This window comes from Streptomyces lycii (assembly GCF_009735685.1).
In the GTDB taxonomy this organism is placed as follows: Bacteria; Actinomycetota; Actinomycetes; order Streptomycetales; family Streptomycetaceae; genus Streptomyces; species Streptomyces lycii.
On sequence record NZ_WHPN01000367.1, the window covers coordinates 1 to 21119 of the forward strand.

At 72.8% G+C, this 21119-nt stretch carries 16 protein-coding genes and 1 pseudogene; 11 read left to right on the forward strand and 6 right to left on the reverse strand.

The annotated features are described in order from the left end of the window. Window positions 1-20: 20 nt before the first annotated feature. Together GCU69_RS24420 and GCU69_RS24425 are read right to left on the reverse strand one after the other, a co-directional pair. The gene (locus GCU69_RS24420) at window positions 21-836 is read right to left on the reverse strand and encodes a methyltransferase domain-containing protein (RefSeq protein ID WP_235978677.1); all 816 of its coding nucleotides are present in this window, start codon (window positions 834-836) and stop codon (window positions 21-23) included. Window positions 837-934: 98 nt separating this feature from the next. Next, window positions 935-1528 carry a DUF3043 domain-containing protein gene (locus tag GCU69_RS24425; protein ID WP_098751560.1) on the reverse strand — a complete coding sequence of 198 codons (594 nt, stop codon included), beginning with the start codon at window positions 1526-1528 and terminating at the stop codon, window positions 935-937. A gap of 282 nt (window positions 1529-1810) precedes the next feature. Between GCU69_RS24425 and GCU69_RS24430 the strand changes: the two genes are divergently transcribed. The 5 genes and pseudogenes from GCU69_RS24430 to GCU69_RS24450 all read left to right on the forward strand — a co-directional run bounded on the left by GCU69_RS24430 (window position 1811) and on the right by GCU69_RS24450 (window position 8849). Next, a complete protein-coding gene (locus GCU69_RS24430) occupies window positions 1811-2632 on the forward strand; it encodes a PspA/IM30 family protein (protein ID WP_156207192.1) in 822 nt (273 codons plus the stop codon). Window positions 2633-2675: 43 nt separating this feature from the next. Beyond that, window positions 2676-2957 carry a PspA-associated protein PspAA gene (gene pspAA, locus GCU69_RS24435; protein WP_156207193.1) on the forward strand — a complete coding sequence of 94 codons (282 nt, stop codon included), beginning with the start codon at window positions 2676-2678 and terminating at the stop codon, window positions 2955-2957. Beyond that, window positions 2954-4243: pseudogene (locus GCU69_RS24440) on the forward strand (sensor histidine kinase); the annotation flags it as partial. The gene pspAA and the pseudogene GCU69_RS24440, both read left to right, overlap by 4 nt. Window positions 4244-4773: 530 nt before the next feature. Next, window positions 4774-5469: a response regulator gene (locus GCU69_RS24445; RefSeq protein WP_098751558.1), complete on the forward strand. Its 696-nt coding sequence runs from the start codon at window positions 4774-4776 to the stop codon at window positions 5467-5469. A gap of 179 nt (window positions 5470-5648) precedes the next feature. Further along, complete coding sequence (locus GCU69_RS24450; protein ID WP_156207195.1) at window positions 5649-8849, forward strand: efflux RND transporter permease subunit; 3201 nt, start codon at window positions 5649-5651, stop codon at window positions 8847-8849. A 304-nt stretch (window positions 8850-9153) separates the two neighbouring features. On the opposite strand, the gene nadA is transcribed toward GCU69_RS24450, so the two are convergent. Beyond that, window positions 9154-10341, reverse strand: coding sequence for a quinolinate synthase NadA (gene nadA / locus GCU69_RS24455; protein ID WP_176604642.1), 1188 nt, complete (start codon window positions 10339-10341; stop codon window positions 9154-9156). A 256-nt stretch (window positions 10342-10597) separates the two neighbouring features. Between nadA and GCU69_RS24460 the strand changes: the two genes are divergently transcribed. Then, window positions 10598-10954 carry a HesB/IscA family protein gene (locus GCU69_RS24460; RefSeq protein WP_098751555.1) on the forward strand — a complete coding sequence of 119 codons (357 nt, stop codon included), beginning with the start codon at window positions 10598-10600 and terminating at the stop codon, window positions 10952-10954. Window positions 10955-11052: 98 nt separating this feature from the next. On the opposite strand, the gene GCU69_RS24465 is transcribed toward GCU69_RS24460, so the two are convergent. After that, complete coding sequence (locus GCU69_RS24465; protein ID WP_156207196.1) at window positions 11053-12612, reverse strand: hypothetical protein; 1560 nt, start codon at window positions 12610-12612, stop codon at window positions 11053-11055. 103 nt (window positions 12613-12715) lie between these two features. Next, window positions 12716-12946 carry a hypothetical protein gene (locus tag GCU69_RS24470; protein WP_098751553.1) on the reverse strand — a complete coding sequence of 77 codons (231 nt, stop codon included), beginning with the start codon at window positions 12944-12946 and terminating at the stop codon, window positions 12716-12718. 189 nt (window positions 12947-13135) lie between these two features. Here GCU69_RS24470 and GCU69_RS24475 point away from each other — a divergent pair, with 189 nt between their 5' ends. Then, on the forward strand, window positions 13136-14110 hold the full coding sequence (locus GCU69_RS24475) for a carbohydrate kinase family protein (protein ID WP_098751552.1): 975 nt from the start codon (window positions 13136-13138) through the stop codon (window positions 14108-14110). Window positions 14111-14655: 545 nt separating this feature from the next. Here GCU69_RS24475 and GCU69_RS24485 read toward each other — a convergent pair. Next, window positions 14656-16275, reverse strand: coding sequence for a cysteine desulfurase/sulfurtransferase TusA family protein (locus GCU69_RS24485; RefSeq protein ID WP_235978678.1), 1620 nt, complete (start codon window positions 16273-16275; stop codon window positions 14656-14658). A 323-nt stretch (window positions 16276-16598) separates the two neighbouring features. On the opposite strand from GCU69_RS24485, the gene ctaC reads away from it, so the two are divergent. The 4 genes from ctaC to GCU69_RS24505 all read left to right on the forward strand — a co-directional run bounded on the left by ctaC (window position 16599) and on the right by GCU69_RS24505 (window position 21100). Continuing rightward, on the forward strand, window positions 16599-17594 hold the full coding sequence (gene ctaC / locus GCU69_RS24490; RefSeq protein ID WP_098751551.1) for an aa3-type cytochrome oxidase subunit II: 996 nt from the start codon (window positions 16599-16601) through the stop codon (window positions 17592-17594). Next, entirely contained in the window at window positions 17591-19321 is a 1731-nt protein-coding gene (ctaD, locus tag GCU69_RS24495; RefSeq protein WP_098751550.1) for an aa3-type cytochrome oxidase subunit I, read from the forward strand. Before ctaC ends, ctaD begins: the two co-directional genes overlap by 4 nt. Beyond that, window positions 19318-19716, forward strand: coding sequence for a cytochrome c oxidase subunit 4 (locus tag GCU69_RS24500; RefSeq protein WP_098751549.1), 399 nt, complete (start codon window positions 19318-19320; stop codon window positions 19714-19716). Before ctaD ends, GCU69_RS24500 begins: the two co-directional genes overlap by 4 nt. A 109-nt stretch (window positions 19717-19825) precedes the next feature. After that, the gene (locus GCU69_RS24505) at window positions 19826-21100 is read left to right on the forward strand and encodes a L,D-transpeptidase (protein WP_098751548.1); all 1275 of its coding nucleotides are present in this window, start codon (window positions 19826-19828) and stop codon (window positions 21098-21100) included. Window positions 21101-21119 lie beyond the last annotated feature (19 nt).

Below are 21119 nucleotides of genomic sequence, written 5' to 3' on the forward strand. Positions count from 1 at the left end.
CGCGACAGCGCGGCGGCGTCTCAGGCCTCGCGCGGGGCGCCGCGGACACCGCACAGGTGCAGCAGGGCGGCCACCGCACGGTACGGGTCGGTGCGCCCGGCCCGCTCCTCCGCGGCCAGCATCCGTTCCAGCTCCCGCACGTCCGCGGGCTGCGCGTCGTCGGCCGCCTGGTCGGTGAAGACCCGCACGCCGTACCAGGCGTGCAGCGGGGTGCCGATGCCGGTGAGCGTGTCGCTGAGCGCGGACAGGCTCAGGGCGCGGCCCGGGGCGCCGGCGCGGTTGACGTACACCGGTGAGTCGAACGCGGTGTGCGCCGTCTGCCAGTCCCCGGCGAGGCCCGGCCGCATGGCCAGCGCGTCGGCGTTCCGCACGAGCAGCGACAGCAGCCCGCCCGGCGCCAGCACCCGGGCCAGGCCCGCGAGGATCGGGTCCGGCTCCGCCACGTACATCAGCACGCCGTGGCAGAGGACCACGTCGAAACTGCCCGGCGTGAAGTGCGCGCCCGTCTCCCGGGCGTCGCCCTCCACCAGCTGGAACCGCTCGCGGATGCCCTCCGGCTCGGCGGCCAGCGTGGTGCGCACGGCCTTCTGTATCGCCGGGTCGGACTCCAGCAGGGTCACCCGGTGCCCGGCGCGGGCCAGCCGCAGCGCCTGGGTGCCGTCACGGACCTCCGGCCCGGGGTGCTCCCCGTCGGGCCCCGGCGCCGCGCCGGTCCTCCCGGAAGCAGGCAGCGGGCCCGGGCCGACACCGACGTCGAGGACGCGCAGCCGCTGCCCGAACGGGAAGCGCGCCGCGAGCTGTTCCTCCAGCTGCCGGGCGACGATCTCCCGGCGCACGCTGATGCGTATCCCCTCCAGGCCGCCCAGCCAGCTCGTGGCGGAGCCCGGGTGAAATCCGGCAGGGCTGGGGCCGGCTCCTGCGGAACCGGCCGTACTCAGGGCCGCTCTCCGCGCTTGACCTGCGGCTTCGGCAGCCGGAGCCGCCGCATCTGCAGGGTCCGCATCAGGGCGTACGGGACCGCGCCGCGGAGGTTCTCGTCGGGGAAGCGGCTGCGCAGCTGCTTCTTCAGCCGGATCGACGTGCCGATCGAGTCGATGACGATCATCACGATGACGCCCATCCAGAGCACCAGCGAGATGTTCTTGATCTGCCCCGGCAGCATGCTCATCACCAGGATGATCACGGCCAGCGGCAGGAAGTACTCGGCGACGGCGAACCGGGAGTCGACATAGTCGCGCGCGAAGCGCCGGACCGGGCCCTTGTCGCGCAGCGGCAGATAGCGCTCGTCACCGCCCGCCAGCGCCTCGCGCTGCTTCGCGAGGTCCGCACGGCGCGCCTCGCGCTGGCGCTTGGCGGCCTCCTTGCGGTTCGCGGGCGTCACGGCGACGCTGCGGCGCTGGGACTGGGCGACGGCACGCTTCGGCGTGGGGCGGCCCTTGGGCGCCTGCGGGTCGCGGGGCTGCTTCGGCTGGTCCGCGGTCACCCTGGAGGGCGCGGACTGCTCGTCCTTGGATCGGCTTCGGAACACAAAGCCCAAGGGTACGCCGGTCGCGGGTGTGGACCCCAGCCCGGCGGGGAACGATCCCGCAACGGCTCGCCCCGGAAACCGGGGCGGTATCGGGACACAGCGGACGGGCTCGTCCTCCGTCCGGCCCCCACCTACTCCCTGCGCCGGAGAAGACCCGCACGTGATCGTCCTGGAGGATGAGCGCATCCGCGGCGGATCAGTGCGGTAATGGAAGCAGGCCCCGTAATGTGGGTCCGAGGAAGTGCTGGAGCTCAAGCCCGGAGAAGGGGGCGCGCGAGGCCCATGAGCGGTGTCATGAAGCGGATGGGGATGCTTTTCCGCGCGAAGGCCAACAAAGCCCTGGACCGGGCGGAGGACCCGCGCGAGACCCTTGACTACTCGTACCAGAAGCAGCTCGAACTGCTGCAGAAGGTCCGGCGCGGGGTCGCGGACGTCGCGACCTCCCGCAAGCGGCTCGAATTGCAGCTCGGCCAGTTGCAGGGCCAGTCGAGCAAGCTGGAGGACCAGGGCCGCAAGGCCCTCGCCCTCGGCCGGGAGGACCTCGCCCGCGAGGCGCTGTCCCGCCGGGCCGCGCTCCAGCAGCAGGTCACCGACCTGGAGACGCAGCACCAGACGCTCCAGGGCGAGGAGGAGAAGCTGACGCTCGCCGCGCAGCGCCTCCAGGCCAAGGTGGACGCCTTCCGTACGAAGAAGGAGACCATCAAGGCCACCTACACGGCCGCGCAGGCGCAGACCCGGATCGGCGAGGCCTTCTCCGGCATCTCCGAGGAGATGGGCGACGTCGGCCTGGCGATCCAGCGGGCCGAGGACCGCACCGCGCAGTTGCAGGCGCGGGCCGGGGCGATCGACGAGCTGATGGCGTCCGGCGCGCTGGACGACCCGTCCGGCATGGCCAAGGACGACATCGCGGCCGAGCTGGACCGGCTGTCCGGCGGTACGGACGTCGAGCTGGAGCTGCAGCGCATGAAGGCCGAGCTGGCCGGCGGCGGCGCCGGCTCCCAGCAGGCCCTGGAAGGCGGGCAGCCGGGGCAGGGCGAGAGCGCCCCCGCCCCGCAGCAGCCGCAGGACCAGCAGCAGAGCGGACCGGACTTCCGCAAGCAGTAACCCCCGGATCCTGGCGCGGCCGGGTCCCCGATTGGAGGTCGTCGTGATCGTACGGATCATGGGGGAGGGGCAGGTGAAGCTGGCCGACAGCCACTTCGCCGAGCTCAACAAACTGGACGACGAACTGCTCCAGGAGCTGGAGAGCGGTGACGGCGCGGGCTTCCGCCGCACCTTCGGCGCTCTCCTCGGCGCGGTGCGCGAACTCGGCGAGCCGCTGCCCGCCGACTCCCTGGAGCCGTCCGAGCTGATCCTGCCGTCCCCGGACGCCTCGCTCGAGGAGGTCCGGGAGATGCTGGGCGACAGCGGGCTGATCCCGGAGCTGTGAGCCCGGCCCGCCTCCGGCGCCGGCTGCGGGCCCACCCGCTCGCGCTCGACACCGCGCTCGCGGGTGCGCTGCTCGTCGTCGTACTGATCAATCTGGCGGTCGAGGGCAGACCGCACGCGCGGCCGCGGTTCGGGGAGCCGCCGGAGCCGCTCAGTGTGCTGATCGCCGTGCTGGCCTGCGTGGCCCTGGTGCTGCGCAGGCGCAGGCCCGCCCAAGTGCTGGCCTGCACCGGCGCCCTGACCGTGCTGCAACTGGTGACGGGCCCCGGTGAGGAGGGTGCCCCGGTCGCGGCGACCGTGGCCGTCGCGCTCTACACCGTCGCCTCCCGCACCGACCGCTCGACGACCTGGCGCGTCGGCGCCGTCACCGTCGCCGGGCTCACCGCGGCGGCCATGCTGTTCGGCGCCACACCCTGGTACGACCAGCGGAATCTGGGCATCGCCGGCTGGCTCGGCATGTCCGCCGCCGCCGGGGACGCGGTGCGCAGCCGGCGCGCGTTCATCGACGCCATCCGGGAGCGCGCCGACCGGGCGGAGGCCACCCGCGAGGAGGAGGCCCGGCGCCGGGTCGCCGAGGAACGGCTGCGGATCGCCCGCGAGCTGCACGACGTGGTCGCGCACAACATCGCCCTGGTCAACGTGCAGGCCGGGGTCGCCGCGCACGTCATGGACAACCGCCCGGACCAGGCCAAGGAGGCGCTCGCGCACGTACGCGAGGCCAGCCGGTCGGCGCTGAACGAGCTGCGGGCCACCGTCGGCCTGCTCCGCCAGTACGGCGACCCGGCCGCGCCCACCGAGCCCGCGCCGGGGCTCGGTGTGCTGGACCAGCTCGTGGACGGCTTCGTCCGTGCCGGGCTGCCGGTGGACGTGGAGGTCTCCTCGGACGGCGGACGCGGCCCCTGGCACAGCCGCGACGCGGCCCGGGCCGCCGAGGTCGCCGGGGAACTGCCGTCGGCGGTCGACCTGACGGCGTACCGGGTGGTGCAGGAGGCGCTGACCAACGTACGGAAGCACGCCGGTGACGGGGCGTCGGCCGTGGTGCGCATCGGCCGGGACCGGGATCTGCTGGAGATCTCCGTGCTGGACGACGGGGCGGGCTGCGGCAGCTCCACGGGGCCGCTGCCGGGCGGGCACGGGCTGATCGGCATGCGGGAGCGCGCGGCGGCGCTGGGCGGGGACTGCGAGGCGGGGCCGCGCCGCCCGCGCGGGTTCCGGGTCCACGTACGGCTGCCGCTGACCGGGGCGGCGGTGGCCGGGGCGGGATCGGGTACCGGCGCCGGGACGGGGGCCGGGACCGGGAGGGGCATTGGGACCGGGACCGTGGCGGGCATCGGAGCCGGGACGGGCTCCCGGGCCGGAGCCGGAGCCGGAACGGGTGCCGGAGCCGGGACGAACGCCGGGCCGGGCGCCGGTACCGGGCCGGGCGCCGGTACCGGGGCGGACGCGGGTGCCGGTGACGCGGGTGGTGCCGGTGACGTGGGTGCCGGGGGCACGGCGGGGACGGCGGGCACGGCGGGGACGGCGCCCGGCGGACGAGCCGCCGGCACGGGCGCCACCAAGGCCGCGGCCTCGACCGCGGCGACGGCGGGAACGACGGCCGGAACGACGGGAACCGCGGCCGGAACGACGGGAACAAGGACCGGAACCGCCCCCGGAACGACGGCCGGAGACCGGGCCCGGGAACGGGCCGAAGACCGAGCCGAAGACCGAGCCGAAGACCAGGCCGAGGACAGAGCCGACGACAGCGCCGGCGGCAGGGCCGGGACGGCGCCCGCGGGTGCCGCCCGGTGCCGCGGCCGGAAAACAGGGGGAACCACGTGACCATCCGGGTACTGCTCGCCGACGACCAGGCCCTGCTGCGCAGCGCCTTCCGGATCCTGGTCGACTCCGAACCCGGCATGGAGGTCGTCGGAGAGGCCGCCGACGGCGCGGACGCCGTCCGGCTGGCCGCCGAACAGCGGGCCGACGTCGTGCTGATGGACATCCGCATGCCCGGCACGGACGGTCTCGCCGCCACCCGCACGATCGGCGCCGATCCCGCCCTCGCGGGCGTCCGCGTGCTGATCCTGACGACCTTCGAGGTCGACACGTACGTCGTCGAGGCCCTGCGGGCGGGCGCCTCCGGCTTCCTCGGCAAGGGCGCCGAGCCCGACGAACTCCTGGCGGCGATCCGGACCGTGGCGTCCGGCGAGTCGCTGCTGTCCCCGGTCGCGACGACCGGGCTCATCTCCGCCTTCCTCGCCCAGAGCCCCGCGCCCGCCGACGACGGCCCGGCCGGGGCCGGCGTACCGGGCGCCGGCCGGCTGGACGCGCTCACCGGCCGCGAACGGGAGGTCCTGGCGCAGGTCGCGGCGGGCCTGTCGAACGACGAGATCGGCGAGCGGCTCACCGTCAGCCCGCTGACGGTGAAGACCCATGTGAACCGCGCCATGGCGAAGCTCGGCGCCCGGGACCGCGCCCAGCTGGTCGTCATCGCCTACGAGTCGGGGCTGGTACGCCCAAGGGTGGAGTGAGGGCCCGGCGGGGCGTACTGCGGCTGCGGTACGCGGCGGACACGGAACCGACCTGAGGGCGAGGAATCGCCGCCCGGGGATGGTTGATCGTAGGGACGGGACGACTGTGCCCTCCCGGCGGCCGACTCCGCCCGTCCGGGAAACCGACCGGACCGCCCCGGAAAGAGAGACCTTCACCCATGTCCTGGCTGTCCAGAATCAGCCTCGCGCAACGGGCGCTGATCGCCCTGTCGGCGATCGTCGCGGTGGTGTTCGGCGCCATCGCGATACCCCAGCTCAAGCAGCAGCTGCTGCCCTCCCTCGAACTGCCGATGGTGTCGGTCATCGCGCCGTACCAGGGTGCCTCGCCCGATGTGGTCGAGAAGCAGGTGGTCGAGCCGCTCGAGGACGGCATCCAGGCGGTCGACGGGATCACCGGCGTCACCGCGACGGCGAGCGAGGGCTCCGCCGTCGTCATGGCCCAGTTCGACTACGGCGACAACACCGACCGGATCGTCACCGACGTCCAGCAGGCCGTGAACCGCGCCCGCGCCGCGCTCCCCGACGACGTGGACCCGCAGGTGGTCGCCGGCTCCACGGACGACATCCCGACGGTCGTCCTCGCCGCCACGTCCGACGACGACCAGCAGGCCCTGGCCGGCCGGCTGGAGCGCTCCGTGCTGCCCGCCCTGGAGGACATCGAGGGCGTCGGCCAGGTCACCCTGGACGGCGTGCGCGAGCGGGTCGTCGCCGTCACCCCGGACGACGCGAAGCTGGCGCGGGCCGGACTGAACGCCGCCGCCGTCGCCGAGGCGCTGCGCGCGGGCGGTGCCTCGGTGCCCGCCGGCGCGCTCACCGAGGACGGCAAGAGCAGGACCGTCCAGGTCGGCGGCGGCTACACCTCGCTGAAGGAGATCGAGGAGCTGCGGGTCGCACCGGCCGCCGCGCCCGGCGCCGAGGCCCCGAAGGCCGCGAAGCCGGTCCGCCTGGGCGACGTGGCGACCGTGCGGGAGCAGGACGCCGAAGCGACCTCGCTCACCCGCACCAACGGCGAGCCGAGCCTCGGCATCGTCATGACCATGGGGCAGGACGGCAGCGCCGTCGACATCTCCGAGGCCGTCCGGGACGAGCTGCCGCAGCTCCGCGCGACCCTCGGCGACGGCGCCGAGCTGACCGTCGTCAGCGACCAGGGGCCCGCGGTCTCCAAGTCGATCGAGTCGCTGACCACCGAGGGCCTTCTCGGACTGGTCATGGCCGTCGTCGTGATCCTGGTCTTCCTGGTGTCGCTGCGCTCCACGCTGGTGACCGCGGTGTCGATCCCGCTGTCCGTGGTGATCACCCTGATCGTGCTGTGGACCCGCGACCTGTCGCTCAACATGCTGACCCTGGGCGCGCTGACGATCGCCATCGGCCGGGTCGTGGACGACTCGATCGTCGTGCTGGAGAACATCAAGCGGCACCTGTCCTACGGCGAGGAGCGGCAGCGGGCCATTCTCGCCGCGGTCCGCGAGGTGTCCGGCGCGATCACCTCCTCGACGCTGACCACCGTCGCGGTGTTCCTGCCCATCGGTGTCGTGGGCGGCATGGTCGGCGCCCTGTTCGGCGACTTCTCGCTGACCGTCTCGGTGGCGCTGCTGGCCTCGCTGCTGGTCTCGCTGACCGTCGTGCCGGTGCTGTCGTACTGGTTCCTGCGCACCCCGGCCCCCGCCGCCGGCACCGGGCCGGAGGACATGCGCCGCGCCGCCGAGGAGAAGGAGGCGAAGAGCGTCCTGCAGCGGATGTACGTACCGGTGCTCCGGTTCGCCACCCGCCGCCGGTTCACCAGCGTGGTCATCGCCGTGCTGGTGCTGGTCGCCACCATCGGCATGGCGCCGATGCTGAAGACCAACTTCCTCGACGCCGGCGAGACGGACACCGTCTCCGTCAAGCAGGAGCTGGAGCCCGGCACCGGGCTGGCCGCCGCGGACCGGTCCGCGCGGCGGATCGAGGAGCTGCTGGACGGGCTGGACGAGGTCGAGGACTACCAGGTCACCGTCGGCTCGTCCGGCATCATGGCGGCCTTCGGCGGCGGTACGGGCGCCAACCAGGCCTCGTACCAGGTGAAGCTCGCCGACGCGGGCGACTCGGCGGCCGTCGTCGAGAAGGTCCGCGACGGCCTCGCGGACCTCGGCGAGGGCGTCGGGGACACCACGGTCTCCGCCGGCGACGGCTTCGCGAGCCAGGACCTGAGCGTCGTGGTGAAGGCCGGTGACGCCGAGACCCTGAAGAAGGCCGCCGAGCAGGTGCGCGGCGAGGTCGCGAAGCTGGAGGACGTCACCGACGTCAGCAGCGACCTGTCCGAGAGCGTGCCGCGGATCTCGGTCACGGCCGGACCGGAGGCGGCGGCCCACGGGCTGAACGACACCACGCTCGGCCAGGCCGTCACCCAGGCGGTGCGCGGCACCACCTCCGGCACGGCGGTCATCGACGACACCGAGCGGGACGTCGTCGTCCGCTCGGCGAAGCCCGCCGAGACCGAGGCACAGCTGAAGCGGCTCACCCTCACCACGCCCGCCGGGCCGGTGAAGCTCGCCGAGGTCGCCGAGGTCGAGACGGTGCCCGGGCCGGTGCAGACCACCCGCATCGACGGGGCACGGGCCGCGACGGTCACGGCCAAGCCCACCGGGGACAACACCGGGGCCATCGGCCTGGAGCTGCAGACCAAGCTGGACGCGCTGGACCTGCCGGAGGGCGCCACGGCCGCCATCGGCGGTGTCTCGGAGGACCAGGACGAGGCGTTCACGGCGCTGGGGCTCGCCATGCTGGCGGCCGTCGCGATCGTCTTCATGCTCCTCGTCGGCACCTTCCGGTCGCTGGTGCAGCCGCTGATCCTGCTGGTGTCGATCCCGTTCGCGGCGACCGGCGCGCTGGGGCTGCTGGTCGCGACCGGCACGCCGATGGGCGTACCGGCGATGATCGGCATGCTGATGCTGATCGGCATCGTGGTCACCAACGCCATCGTGCTGATCGACCTCATCAACCAGTACCGGGCGAAGGGCTACGGCATCGTCGAGGCGGTCGTCGAGGGCGGCCGGCACCGGCTGCGGCCCATCCTGATGACGGCGCTCGCCACGATCTTCGCGCTGCTGCCGATGGCGCTCGCGATCACCGGGGACGGCGGTTTCATCTCGCAGCCGCTCGCGGTGGTGGTGATCGGCGGTCTGATCACGTCGACGCTGCTCACGCTGCTGCTGGTGCCGACGCTGTACGCGATGGTCGAGCTGCGCAAGGAGCGGCGGGCCGCGAAGCGCGCCGCGAAGCGGGGCGGCTCCGGCGGGGACGCCGGGCAGTCCGGTGACACCGGGGGCGACGGGCCCGGCACCGCGGAGGAGGACCGCACCCCGGAACCGGCCGGGGTCTGACAACGCCGGACGGCCGGGGCCGCACCACTGGGGGGTGCGGCCCCGGCCGCTGTCGTGTGCCGGCGCCCGCGCCGCCGGGGGCGGCGCGGGCCGTACAGCGCCGCCCGTACGAGGCGCGGCGCCGGTAGGCGTTCCGGACGCCGCGCGAGGCCCCGTGCGTATCCATACGAGGGGCCCCGTACGAGGATCCGCACGGGGCCCCTGCGAAGCCCTTGACGCACGCCGCGCCGCCGCTGTCCGTGGCGGCGGCAGCCGGCTGCCCGCGCTGTCCGCGCCCGCGGCGCGGCCCGTCGCGGCGCGTCCGTTACGGCAGCGCCAGCATGCGCTCCAGCGCGAGCTTCGCGTACTTCTCCGTCTCCGGCTCGACCTGGATCCGGTTGACGACCTTGCCGTCCACCAGCGACTCCAGCGCCCAGACCAGGTGCGGCAGGTCGATCCGGTTCATCGTCGAGCAGAAGCAGACCGTCTTGTCGAGGAAGACGACCTCCTTGTCCTCGGCCGCGAACCGGTTGGCGAGCCGGCGCACCAGGTTCAGCTCGGTGCCGATCGCCCACTTGGAGCCCGCCGGGGCGTTCTCCAGGGTCCTGATGATGTGCTCGGTGGACCCGACCTGGTCCGCCGCCGAGACCACCTCGTGCTTGCACTCGGGGTGGACGAGCACGTTCACGCCGGGGATGCGCTCCCGGACGTCCCGTACGGACTCCAGCGAGAACCGCCCGTGCACCGAGCAGTGGCCGCGCCACAGGATCATCTTGGCCGCGCGCAGCTCCTCGGCGGTCAGCCCGCCGCCCGGCTTGTGCGGGTTGTAGACGACGCAGTCGTCCAGCGAGAGGCCCATGTCGCGCACGGCGGTGTTGCGGCCGAGGTGCTGGTCCGGGAGGAAGAGCACCCTGGTGTCCGGGCCGCCCTGCCCGAAGGCCCAGTCCAGGGCCCGCTTGGCGTTGGAGGAGGTGCAGATGGTGCCGCCGTGCCGGCCGGTGAAGGCCTTGATGTCGGCGGAGGAGTTCATGTACGACACGGGCACGGTGGAGCCGGCCACGCCCGCGTCGGTGAGCACGTCCCAGCACTCGGCGACCTGCTCGGCGGTGGCCATGTCGGCCATGGAGCAGCCGGCGGCCAGGTCGGGCAGGACGACCTGCTGGCTGTCGGCGGTGAGGATGTCCGCGGACTCGGCCATGAAGTGCACACCGCAGAAGACGATGTACTCCGACCCGGGCCGGGCCGCGGCCTCGCGCGCGAGCTTGAAGGAGTCGCCGGTGACGTCGGCGAACTGGATCACCTCGTCGCGCTGGTAGTGGTGCCCGAGCACGAACACCTTGTCGCCGAGCGCCTCCTTGGCGGCTCGGGCGCGCTCGACCAGGTCCGGGGCGGACGGGGCGGGCAGATCGCCGGGGCACTCCACGCCGCGCTCGCTCTTCGGGTCGGCCTCACGGCCGAGCAGGAGGAGCGCGAGCGGCGTCGGCTGGACATCGAGAGGTTGGGCCGTGGTCACTGCACGCACCCTTTCTGGTTTCTACAGACACCCTTTTCGTCTGAATGACGTTATCTATGATAACTGCTTTGCGTCACGTTGACGATGGCCATCGTGTCGATGTGACGCATCCGCCTCCCGAGGGCGACGGGTGTGTCCCCGCGCGGCGGTGTGCGAGCATGAAAGACGGAAACCGACGTCGTGGCCCGGAATGAATCCGGGGAGCCGTGGGTTGCAGCCGACGGCAAGCGATCCGTACAACCCGGGAGAGAAGCAGATGTCCGTTCAGGACGAGAAGACCACCGCGAGCGACGGCATCCTCCTGTCCGACGCCGCCGCGGCCAAGGTCAAGGCCCTGCTGGAGCAGGAGGGCCGGGACGACCTGGCTCTGCGCGTCGCCGTCCAGCCCGGCGGCTGTTCCGGCCTGCGCTACCAGCTCTTCTTCGACGAGCGTTCGCTCGACGGCGACGTCGTGAAGGACTTCGACGGGGTCAAGGTCGTCACCGACCGGATGAGCGCCCCGTACCTGGGCGGTGCGTCCATCGACTTCGTCGACACCATCGAGAAGCAGGGCTTCACGATCGACAACCCGAACGCCAGCGGCTCCTGCGCCTGCGGCGACTCCTTCAGCTGAGCCCCGCCGGGCGCTCGTGGCGGCGCCGGCCGACAAGANCACGGGTCCCGCCGCCTTCTCGTCGCTCCCGTCCCCGGCGGACCGCCGGGGACCCGCGCTCATTTCAGTTCCGGCGCCTTGTCCGGCAGCGCCTTGCCGTCCGCCGCGTCGACCACCTCGCGGTCGCCCGGCGACTCCTTCAGCTCCACCTTCTCCTCGAACATCTTGGCGACCTTGATGCAGGGCTGCCCCGGGTTCTTCTCGACCCCGGTGACCCGGGCCCGCACCGTGTCACCGGACACCTCGGCGGAGGCCGAGTAGTCCGTGCACACCCCGCCCCAGAAGTGCAGCGTCAGGGTCCGGCCGTCGACCTGGTACGAGACGATGTTGACGGCCTCCCCGGCGCCGTCCCCCTCGCCGGGCGCGCCCGGGCGCGACTCCGGCGGGGCGCCGGTGTCCTCGCCGCCGCGCGCGATGTGCTCGTCCCGCACCGCCGGATGGGTGACCGTCGAGGTGTTCTCCGAGCCGGGCAGCTCCACCTCGAACAGCCACGACGGCACGAGCGCCGGCTCGCCGTCCACGAAGTGCACCGCCTGGCCCGGCACCGCGTCGCTGATCTTCGAGGGAGCGGGCTTCACCGTGCCGGGCCCGTCCTCCTTCGACGGAAGGGTGCACGGCTGCGACCGCGCGGCCCCGTCGCCGTCCCCGTGCGGCACCGCCGAGGCGCAGCCGCCGATGCCGACCCCGCCGCCGCCGCGCTCCGCGTTCAGCCGCTTCAGCGCCTGTTCCGCGCTCATCAACGGATACTCCGGACCCTTCACCAGCTCCGCCAGGCGTCCGCTGCCGCCCACGAGCTGCCCGTCCGAGCCCACCTGGAGACCGGTCTGCCAGCCGTAACTGGGCAGCCCGCCGAGCACCGGCTCCGCGTTCACCGTCCGTACGGCCCCCAGCGCCCGGCTCGCGTCCAGTTTCGCGTCGCTCAGCCCGATCGCGTCCAGCACCGGCCCGGCGGCCTGCTCCGCCTCGCGCTCGGTGACGGGTTCGCCGTCACTGCCGCCACCGCCGGCTGTGCCGCCGGGCGCCGGGCAGCGGGCCGCGGGCCCGCCGCCGCCCTTGCCGTCCTGCTGCGCGCAGTTGTCGGAGCCGCCGGGGCCGTAACGGTGGTACGTCCAGTTGCCGGGCGCCTTCGTGCCCACCTCCAGCACCGGCCCGGAGCCGTCCTTGGGGGCGCCGAACTTCCAGGTGTCACCGTCCGACCGGGCCTTGCCCGGCACGTCCAGGGCCTTCGCCAGCTGCTCGGCACGCTCCCGCGAGACCTCGCCGCCCGGCCGGTACACGGGAGCCGTCCGCGGTCCGCGGGGCAGCTCGCCCTCCGCGACGTACCGCGCGCCGGACGGGTCGGGCTCGCCGGGCGCGACACCCGGTCCGCCGTCCTCCGCCCGCTCGCCGTAGCCGTCGAGGCGCAGCGGGGGCGGGTCCCCGCCGTCCGACGCGGCGCTGCCGCCGCTGTCGCCGTCCGAGGCGGTCGAGGCCCAGTAGGCCCCGCCGCCCCCGGCGAGCAGCACGGCCGCGGCGACGGAGGCGGCGACGACCGAGGAGCGCCTGCGGGGGCGTCCGGAGGTCTGCCGACCGGCGTCGGCCTGCTCGGGCGTGTTGTCCGGGGGGTTCTCGGTGGTCACCGCTTCGCTCCTCACGCTGCGCACCGGCGGGATGCCGTGCCCCCTTCGGCCGGGGACGCGGATGGGACGGGGCGGGGGAGCGAGTGGTTCCCTCTGCGGACGCTCAGTCGCCGTATTCGGACATGCCGTCCAGCAGCCGCGCGGACGCCGGGGGTACCACGATGCCGTGCAGCCGGGACGCCGGCACGGGCTCCGCGGCGGCCGGAACGCCCGCCCGCCAGTGCGGAACCATCCGCGCGCAGTCACCGCGCAGCTCCGCGAGGCCGCCGTCGAGCTCCAGCGGGGTGGTCTCGGCGGTGAGCGGCCAAGCGGGGGATCCCGCGGTCTTCGGCATGGGGCCTCCTGGTCCGGAGTGGTGCCGTATCGGTACGGCACCCTTCTTCAGGCACCGTATGTACCCCGGGTCCGGCGAAAAAAAGCCCTACTATCGGGTAGTTTTGGCGGGTCGGGGGAGCACCCGGAAACGGGTAGCGTGAGCTGTCCCCCTTTCCATCAGCCGCATCCGCCCAGGAGAGCCCCCGCCGTGCATATCGCAGTCACCGGCTCCATCGCCACCGACCACCTGATGTCCTTCCCCGGCCGCTTCGCCGACCAGCTCGTCGCCGACCAGCTGCACACGGTCTCGCTCTCCTTCCTGGTCGACACCCTCGACGTGCGGCGCGGAGGCGTGGGGGCGAACATCTCCTTCGGCATGGGCCAGCTCGGGGTCCGGCCGATCCTGGTCGGCGCCGCGGGGCCCGACTTCGGCGAGTACCGCGCCTGGCTCGACCGGCACGGCGTCGACACCGCCTCCGTACGGATCTCCGAGGTGCTGCACACCGCCCGCTTCGTCTGCACGACCGACGCCGACCACAACCAGATCGGCTCCTTCTACACCGGCGCGATGAGCGAGGCGCGGCTGATCGAGCTGAAGGCGGTCGCCGACCGGGTCGGCGGGCTCGACCTGGTCCTCATCGGCGCGGACGACCCGGAGGCGATGCTCCGCCACACGGAGGAGTGCCGGAACCGCGGCATCCCCTTCGCCGCCGACTTCTCGCAGCAGATCGCCCGCATGGACGGCGACGACATCCGGGTCCTGCTGGACGGGGCGGCGTACCTCTTCTCCAACGAGTACGAGAAGGGCCTCATCGAGTCCAAGACCGGCTGGACCGCCGACGAGATCCTGGACAGGGTCGGCACCCGGGTCACCACGCTCGGCGCCCGGGGCGTCCGCATCGAGCGGACCGGTGAGCCGGTGATCGAGGTCGGCTGCCCGGAGGAGGACACGAAGGCGGACCCGACGGGCGTCGGCGACGCGTTCCGCGCGGGCTTCCTGGCGGGCCTCGCCTGGCAGGTGAGCCTGGAGCGGGCGGCGCAGCTCGGCTGCATGCTGGCCACGCTGGTGATCGAGACGGTGGGCACGCAGGAGTACGAGCTGAGCCGCACCCACTTCATGGAGCGCTTCACGAAGACGTACGGGGACGACGCGGCGGCGGAGGTCCGCGCCCACCTCGCCTGAACACGGGTCCGGGGCGGCATTACGGAGAGGTTCGGGGCCGTACGGATCGGTTCGCGGTGGTGCGGGGCGGGGGTCGGCCGGGACCGGTTCGTACGGGACCCGGCCGGTCCGGGCTTCGCGGGCGGCGGCTTCGCGGGCCGGGAGGCCTGGCGGGACCGGCCGCGCGCGGTTTCACGTCCCCGTGGGGCGGCCGGGACCCGTATGGCGCCCGGGTGGCGTACGAGGCCGGTGGACCGTGCGGGCCGGTGGACCGTACGAGGCTGGTGGACCGTTCGGGCCGGTGGACCGTGCGGGCCGGTGGACCGTACGAGGCCGGTGGACCGTTCGGGCCGGTGGACCGTTCGGGCCGGTGGACCGTGCGGGCCGGTGAACCGTTCGGAGAGCCCGCCCGGCCCCGGCGGGCCGTGCCGCCACCCCGCCGTCCGGCTCTTCCTCTCCCGCCCCCGGGACTCCGCAGGACCCGCCTCCGGTACTCCGCGGACCTGCCTCCGGTTCCGCGGACCCCGGTCCGGACCGCGGGGCAACGGCCCCCGGGCCGCCGCCGCTCAGGAGCGGCGGCGCACCAGATAAGAGGTGCCCCCGCCCGGGCCCGCCGGGCGCTCGCCCGCGTACTCCTGCCCGCGCATCTCGCACCAGGCCGGGATGTCGAGCCGCGCGGCCTCGTCGTCGGAGAGCACCGACACCAGCGAGCCGACCGGCACGTCACCGATCACCTTCGCCAGCTCGATCACCGGGATCGGGCACCGCTTGCCGAGCGAGTCCACGGTCAGCGCCGGTGCGTCTCCGGCCGGTGCCGCCGAGTCCGCCGCCGGCGAGAAGTCCCCGGACGTCTGCCCGGATGTCTGCTCGGAAGGAGGCCCGGACGTCTGCCGCTCGGGCGACTGCTCGGACGCCTGCTCGGACACGGGCTCGGGCGCCCGTGCCCCGGTCACCTGCTCTGGCGTGGGCCGCGCCCCGGACGCCTGCTCGGACGCGGGCCGCGCCCCGGACGTCCGCGGCTCGGGCCCCGTGGCCGCGGCCCGCTCCCCGGCCGGTGCGCCGAACCGCTCGCGGACCTCCCGCACCACCTCCGGCAGCACCTCCAGGAACCGTTCGACCTCCGCCGCCGTGTCCTCGGCCCCCACCGGCAGCGACACCCGGAGATTCCCCTCCGAGAGCGCACCCATTGCCCGCAGCACATGACTCGGCACCAGCGTGCTCGACGTGCAGGACGAACCGGAGGACACGGAGAACCCGTGCCGGTCCAGCTCGTGCAGCAGGGCCTCCCCGTCGACATAGAGACACGACAGGGTGACCAGGTGCGGCAGCCGCCGCACCGGGTCGCCGACCACCTCCACATCGGGCACCACCCGCGGCGCGCGCGTCCGGATCCGGTCCACCAGCGCCCGCAGCCGCTCCGCCTCCGCGGCCGCCTCCTGCCGTACGGCCCGCAGGGCGGCCGCCGCCGCGACGACCGCGGGCACGTTCTCGAAGCCGGGGGAGCGGCCCGACTCCCGGTCGTCCACCGGCCCGCGCGGCGCGAACCGGGTCCCCTTGCGCACCGCGAGCAGGCCGACCCCGGGCGGCCCGCCCCACTTGTGCGCGCTGCCGGCCAGCAACGACCAGCCGGCCTCGACCGGCCCCCAGGCCAGCGACTGCGCGGCGTCCACGAACAGCGGCACCCCCGCCGCCCGGCAGGACTCCGCGACCTCGGCGACCGGCTGCTCCGTACCCACCTCGTGGTTGGCGGACTGCAGACAGGCGAGCGCGGTCCCCGGGCCCAGCGCCGCGGCGAACGCGTCCGGGTCCACCCGGCCCGTGCGGTCGACGCCGACCTCCTCGTACGCGCCGCCGTCCGCCTCGTGGGCCTCGGCGGCGTGCAGCACCGAGGAGTGCTCGACGGCGGACACGACCAGACGGCGGCCGGCGCGCCGGCGCCCGGCGAGGGCCCCGGCGATCCCGTCGTGCACGGCACGGGTGCCGGAAGGGGTGAAGACCAGCTCGTCGGGACGGCAGCCGACCGCCTCGGCGGCGGCCTCCCGCGCGGCGTCGAGCAGCATCCGGGCCCGCCGTCCCTCCCGGTGCAGGCGTGCCGGGTCGGCCCAGCCCTCGTCGAAGGCGGCCAGCAGCGCCTGGCGGGCGACGGGGTGCAGCGGGGCGGACGAAGCGGAATCGAAATAGGCCACACCGAACGCTAACCCCGCACCCGGCCCGGCGCCCCGGCCCCACCGGGCCGGGTCCCCGGCGCGCGCCACGCCCGGGCCCGCACACGGCGGCCGGAGCCTTCACCGACACCCCGTCAGCCCGCCCCGGCAAGCCGCCGGAGGCCCTCGTTCCACACCTTCGGGGAGGGCCGCGGCGCGTTGGGCACCCTCCCCGCGCGACGCCAAAACGAGTCCAGTAGGGTTTGGTCCGCATAAACATCCAAACCCCTGCCCGCGATATGGCCCGGCGACCGAACGACAAGACGGCCGCAGGTCGGCGGGCGAGACTCTCGGGAAGGCGCTACGTGAGTCCCAACGGCTCCGACCTCCCCCACCGCCTGAAGGGCGTGGGCGGTACCCCCATGTCGCGGCGCCCGATGCGGCGGAAGCTGCCGCAGGCGCTTGCCGCGGGCCTGGTCCTGGCGACCGCCACCGGTTGCACCTACGAGGATTTCCCCCGCCTCGGAATGCCCACGCCCATCACGGAGGAGGCGCCGCGAATCCTCTCCCTGTGGCAGGGCTCGTGGGCCGCGGCACTCGCCACGGGTGCGCTCGTCTGGGGCCTGATCCTGTGGAGCGTCGTGTTCCACCGGCGCAGCAGGACCAAGGTCGAGATCCCCCGCCAGACGCGGTACAACATGCCGCTGGAGGCCCTCTACACGATCGTGCCGCTGATCATCGTCTCGGTGCTGTTCTACTTCACCGCGCGCGATGAATCGAAGCTGCTGGAGACCTCCGAGAAGCCCGACCACGTCATCAACGTGGTGGGCTACCAGTGGAGCTGGGGCTTCAACTACATGGAGGACATGGACGGCGACGCGGCCAGGCCCGCGAAGCTGCCCGCCGAGGTCGCGTCCATCCCGGACCGCTACCTCGAGTCCGTTCCCGAGGGTGCCGACGGCGTCCACGACGCCGGCATCCCGGGCGACCGCAACCCGCAGAACGGCAACCCGGGCCCGACCCTGTGGCTGCCCAAGGGCGAGTCGGTCCAGTTCATCCTGACCTCGCGGGACGTCATCCACTCCTTCTGGGTGCTGCCGTTCCTGATGAAGCAGGACGTCATCCCCGGACACACCAACGTCTTCGAGGTGACCCCCACCAAGGAGGGCACCTTCAGGGGCAAGTGCGCGGAGCTGTGCGGCGTCGACCACGCCCGGATGCTGTTCAACGTCAAGGTCGTCTCCCCGGAGCGCTACCAGCAGCACCTGGAGGACCTGGCGAAGAAGGGCCAGAACGGGTACATCCCGGCGGGCATCACCCAGGCCGAAGCCGCCAAGAATGCGGAGACGAACAACCCATGAGCATCCTCAACGAATCCCAGGGTGCTGCCGCGACGGCCGAGGCCGCACCCCCCGTGCGGCGGAAGCAGCCGGGTAGCGTCGTGGTGTCGTGGCTGACGACCACAGACCACAAGACGATCGGCACGCTCTATCTCGCGACGTCGTTCATCTTCTTCTGCATCGGCGGTGTGCTGGCGCTCTTCATGCGCGCCGAGCTGGCCCGGCCGGGTACGCAGATCATGTCGAACGAGCAGTTCAACCAGGCGTTCACGATGCACGGCACGATCATGCTGCTGATGTTCGCGACGCCGCTGTTCGCCGGATTCGCCAACTGGATCATGCCGCTGCAGATCGGCGCGCCCGACGTGGCGTTCCCGCGGCTGAACATGTTCGCGTACTGGCTGTACCTCTTCGGCTCCATCATCGCGGTGGCCGGCTTCCTCACCCCGCAGGGCGCCGCCGACTTCGGCTGGTTCGCCTACACCCCGCTGTCGGACGCGATCCGTTCGCCCGGCATCGGCGCGGACATGTGGATCATGGGTCTGGCCTTCTCCGGCTTCGGCACCATCCTGGGCTCGGTCAACTTCATCACCACGATCATCTGCATGCGGGCCCCCGGCCTGACGATGTTCCGGATGCCGATCTTCACCTGGAACGTGCTGCTCACCGGTGTGCTGGTGCTGCTGGCCTTCCCGGTGCTCGCCGCCGCGCTGTTCGCGCTCGAGGTGGACCGCAAGTTCGGGGCACACATCTTCGACCCGGCGAACGGCGGGGCGCTGCTGTGGCAGCACCTCTTCTGGTTCTTCGGCCATCCGGAGGTGTACATCATCGCGCTGCCGTTCTTCGGCATCGTCTCCGAGATCGTCCCGGTCTTCAGCCGCAAGCCGATGTTCGGCTACATCGGCCTGGTCGCCGCGACCATCTCCATCGCGGGCCTGTCGGTGACCGTCTGGGCGCACCACATGTACGTGACGGGCGGGGTGCTCCTACCGTTCTTCTCGTTCATGACCTTCCTGATCGCGGTGCCGACCGGCGTGAAGTTCTTCAACTGGCTCGGCACCATGTGGAAGGGCAGTCTGAGCTTCGAGACACCGATGCTCTGGACGGTCGGCTTCCTGGTCACCTTCCTGTTCGGCGGTCTGACCGGTGTCATCCTGGCCTCGCCGCCGCTGGACTTCCACGTCTCCGACTCGTACTTCGTGGTGGCGCACTTCCACTACGTGGTCTTCGGCACGGTCGTCTTCGCGATGTTCGCCGGCTTCCACTTCTGGTGGCCGAAGTTCACCGGCAAGATGCTGGACGAGCGGCTCGGCAAGATCACGTTCTGGACGCTGTTCATCGGCTTCCACGGCACGTTCCTGGTGCAGCACTGGCTGGGCGCGGAGGGCATGCCGCGGCGTTACGCGGACTACCTGCACGCGGACGGCTTCACCGCGCTGAACACGGTCTCGACCATCTCCTCGTTCCTGCTCGGCCTGTCCGTCCTGCCGTTCTTCTACAACGTCTGGAAGACGGCCAAGTACGCGCCGAAGGTCGAGGTCGACGACCCCTGGGGCTACGGCCGTTCGCTCGAGTGGGCAACGTCCTGCCCGCCCCCGCGGCACAACTTCCTCACCCTGCCGCGCATCCGCTCCGAATCCCCGGCCTTCGACCTGCACCACCCGGAGATCGCCGAGGCCGACCAGCTCGAAGCCCGGGAAGCGGTGGCCGGCAAGGCCCTGGCCGGTGAAAAGGAGGCCGGGAAGTGAAGATCCAGGGACGTCTGTTCATCTGGCTCGCCGCGTTCATCCTGACCGTCGCCGTCGTGTACGGCTTCTGGTCGAAGGAGCCGGTCGGCACCACGGCGCTGTTCCTCGCCTTCGGCCTGAGCATCATGATCGGCTACTACCTGGCGTTCACCGCGCGCCGGGTGGACACCGGTGCGCAGGACAACAAGGAGGCGGACGTCGCGGACGACGCCGGCGAGCTGGGCTTCTTCAGCCCGCACAGCTGGCAGCCGCTCTCCCTCGCCCTCGGCGGCGCGTTCGCCTTCCTGGGGATCGCGGTGGGCTGGTGGCTGGTGTGGTTCTCCGCGCCGCTGCTCCTCATCGGCCTCTTCGGCTGGGTGTTCGAGTACTACCGCGGTGAGAACCAGAACCAGTAACCCCCGTACGGCGGTACTGAACCGGGCCCGGAAGCCTCACGCTTCCGGGCCCGGACCCGTTTGGCCCATCCGGCGCGCCGAAGCATCCCCTTTTCCGTACTTTGTGACCATGAGTCACACTTCGCGCATACGCTCCGAACGAATACGCCTGGTGCTGGGCAGCGGCATGCTGATAGGCGGCCTGGTGGCCGGAGCCGCCGCCTGTGGCGACGCCGACGGCCACCCCCTGAGCGCCAAGCCCTACGACGCCTCCGACCAGATCGCCTTCAGCGGCGACGGCGCGGAGGGCCGCAAGCTCGACCCCGACCAGCCCCTGGAGGTCTCGGCCAGGGGCGGCGACGGCCGGATCACCGACGTGACGGCCACCGACGCCGCCGGACACCGGATACGCGGCGCCCTCAACGCCGAGGGCACCCGCTGGCGCAGCACCTCCCCGCTCGCGGCGGGCGCGCGCTACACCCTCCGGGTGAGCACCGAGGACGAGGACGGAGCCCCCGGTCTCCGGGTCATCGAGTTCGAGACCAAGCCCGCGGACGGCTTCCTGCGCGTCACCTTCGGCCCGGACGCCGGCACCTACGGGGTCGGCCAGCCCATCACCGCGGAGCTGAGCCGTCCGGTCCGCAGCCGCGAGGCCCGCGGCCGGGTGGAGAGTTCCCTCAAGGTCTCCTCCGAGCCCCGGGTCGCGGGCGCCTGGCACTGGGTGGACGACAAGACGCTGCACTACCGTCCGCGCACCTACTGGCCCGCCCACGCCACCGTGGAGGTCCGCAGCGCACTCGAGGGCGTCAAGGTCGAGGGCAGCCTCTACGGAGGCTCCTCGAAGCCCCTCAGAATCCGAACGGGCGCCCGGCTGGAGGCCGTCACCGACGCCCGCACCCACACCATGACCGTCAAACGCGACGGCAAGGTCATCCGCAAACTGCCCGTGACCACCGGCAAGCCCGGCTTCGACACGCGGAACGGTGTCAAGACGATTCTCGCAAAAGAGGCATTCGTCCGGATGCGCGGAACCAGCGTGGGGATCGCGGAGGGCAGCGCCGAGTCCTACGACCTGCCCGTCCACTGGGCGGCCCGGGTCACCTGGAGCGGCGAGTACGTGCACGCCGCGCCCTGGTCGGTCGGCTCCCAGGGCTCCGCGAACGTCAGCCACGGCTGTACGGGCATGAGTACGGCCGACGCGAAATGGTTCTTCGAGACCGTGCGGATCGGGGACATCGTCAAGGTCGTCGGCAGCGCCGGCGAGACGATGACACCGTTCGACAACGGTTTCGGCGACTGGAACCTGAACTGGGAGGAGTGGCGCGAGGGCAGCGCCCTGTCCGGCTCCGGCCCGCGCGAGGGCGACGGCCCCGCCTCCCCGGCCCGGCTCAGGCCGCAGGTCTGACCGGCCCGCGCGGGTGCGG

Bases quoted from the DNA above. Each gene is read 5' to 3' on its own strand.
- GCU69_RS24505 (WP_098751548.1), top strand. From the start codon at position 19,826: ATGAGTCACACTTCGCGCATACGCTCCGAACGAATACGCCTGGTGCTG.
- GCU69_RS24460 (WP_098751555.1), top strand. From the start codon at position 10,598: ATGTCCGTTCAGGACGAGAAGACCACCGCGAGCGACGGCATCCTCCTG.
- GCU69_RS24470 (WP_098751553.1), bottom strand. From the start codon at position 12,946: ATGCCGAAGACCGCGGGATCCCCCGCTTGGCCGCTCACCGCCGAGACC.
- GCU69_RS24430 (WP_156207192.1), top strand. From the start codon at position 1,811: ATGAGCGGTGTCATGAAGCGGATGGGGATGCTTTTCCGCGCGAAGGCC.
- GCU69_RS24450 (WP_156207195.1), top strand. From the start codon at position 5,649: ATGTCCTGGCTGTCCAGAATCAGCCTCGCGCAACGGGCGCTGATCGCC.
- ctaD (WP_098751550.1), top strand. From the start codon at position 17,591: ATGAGCATCCTCAACGAATCCCAGGGTGCTGCCGCGACGGCCGAGGCC.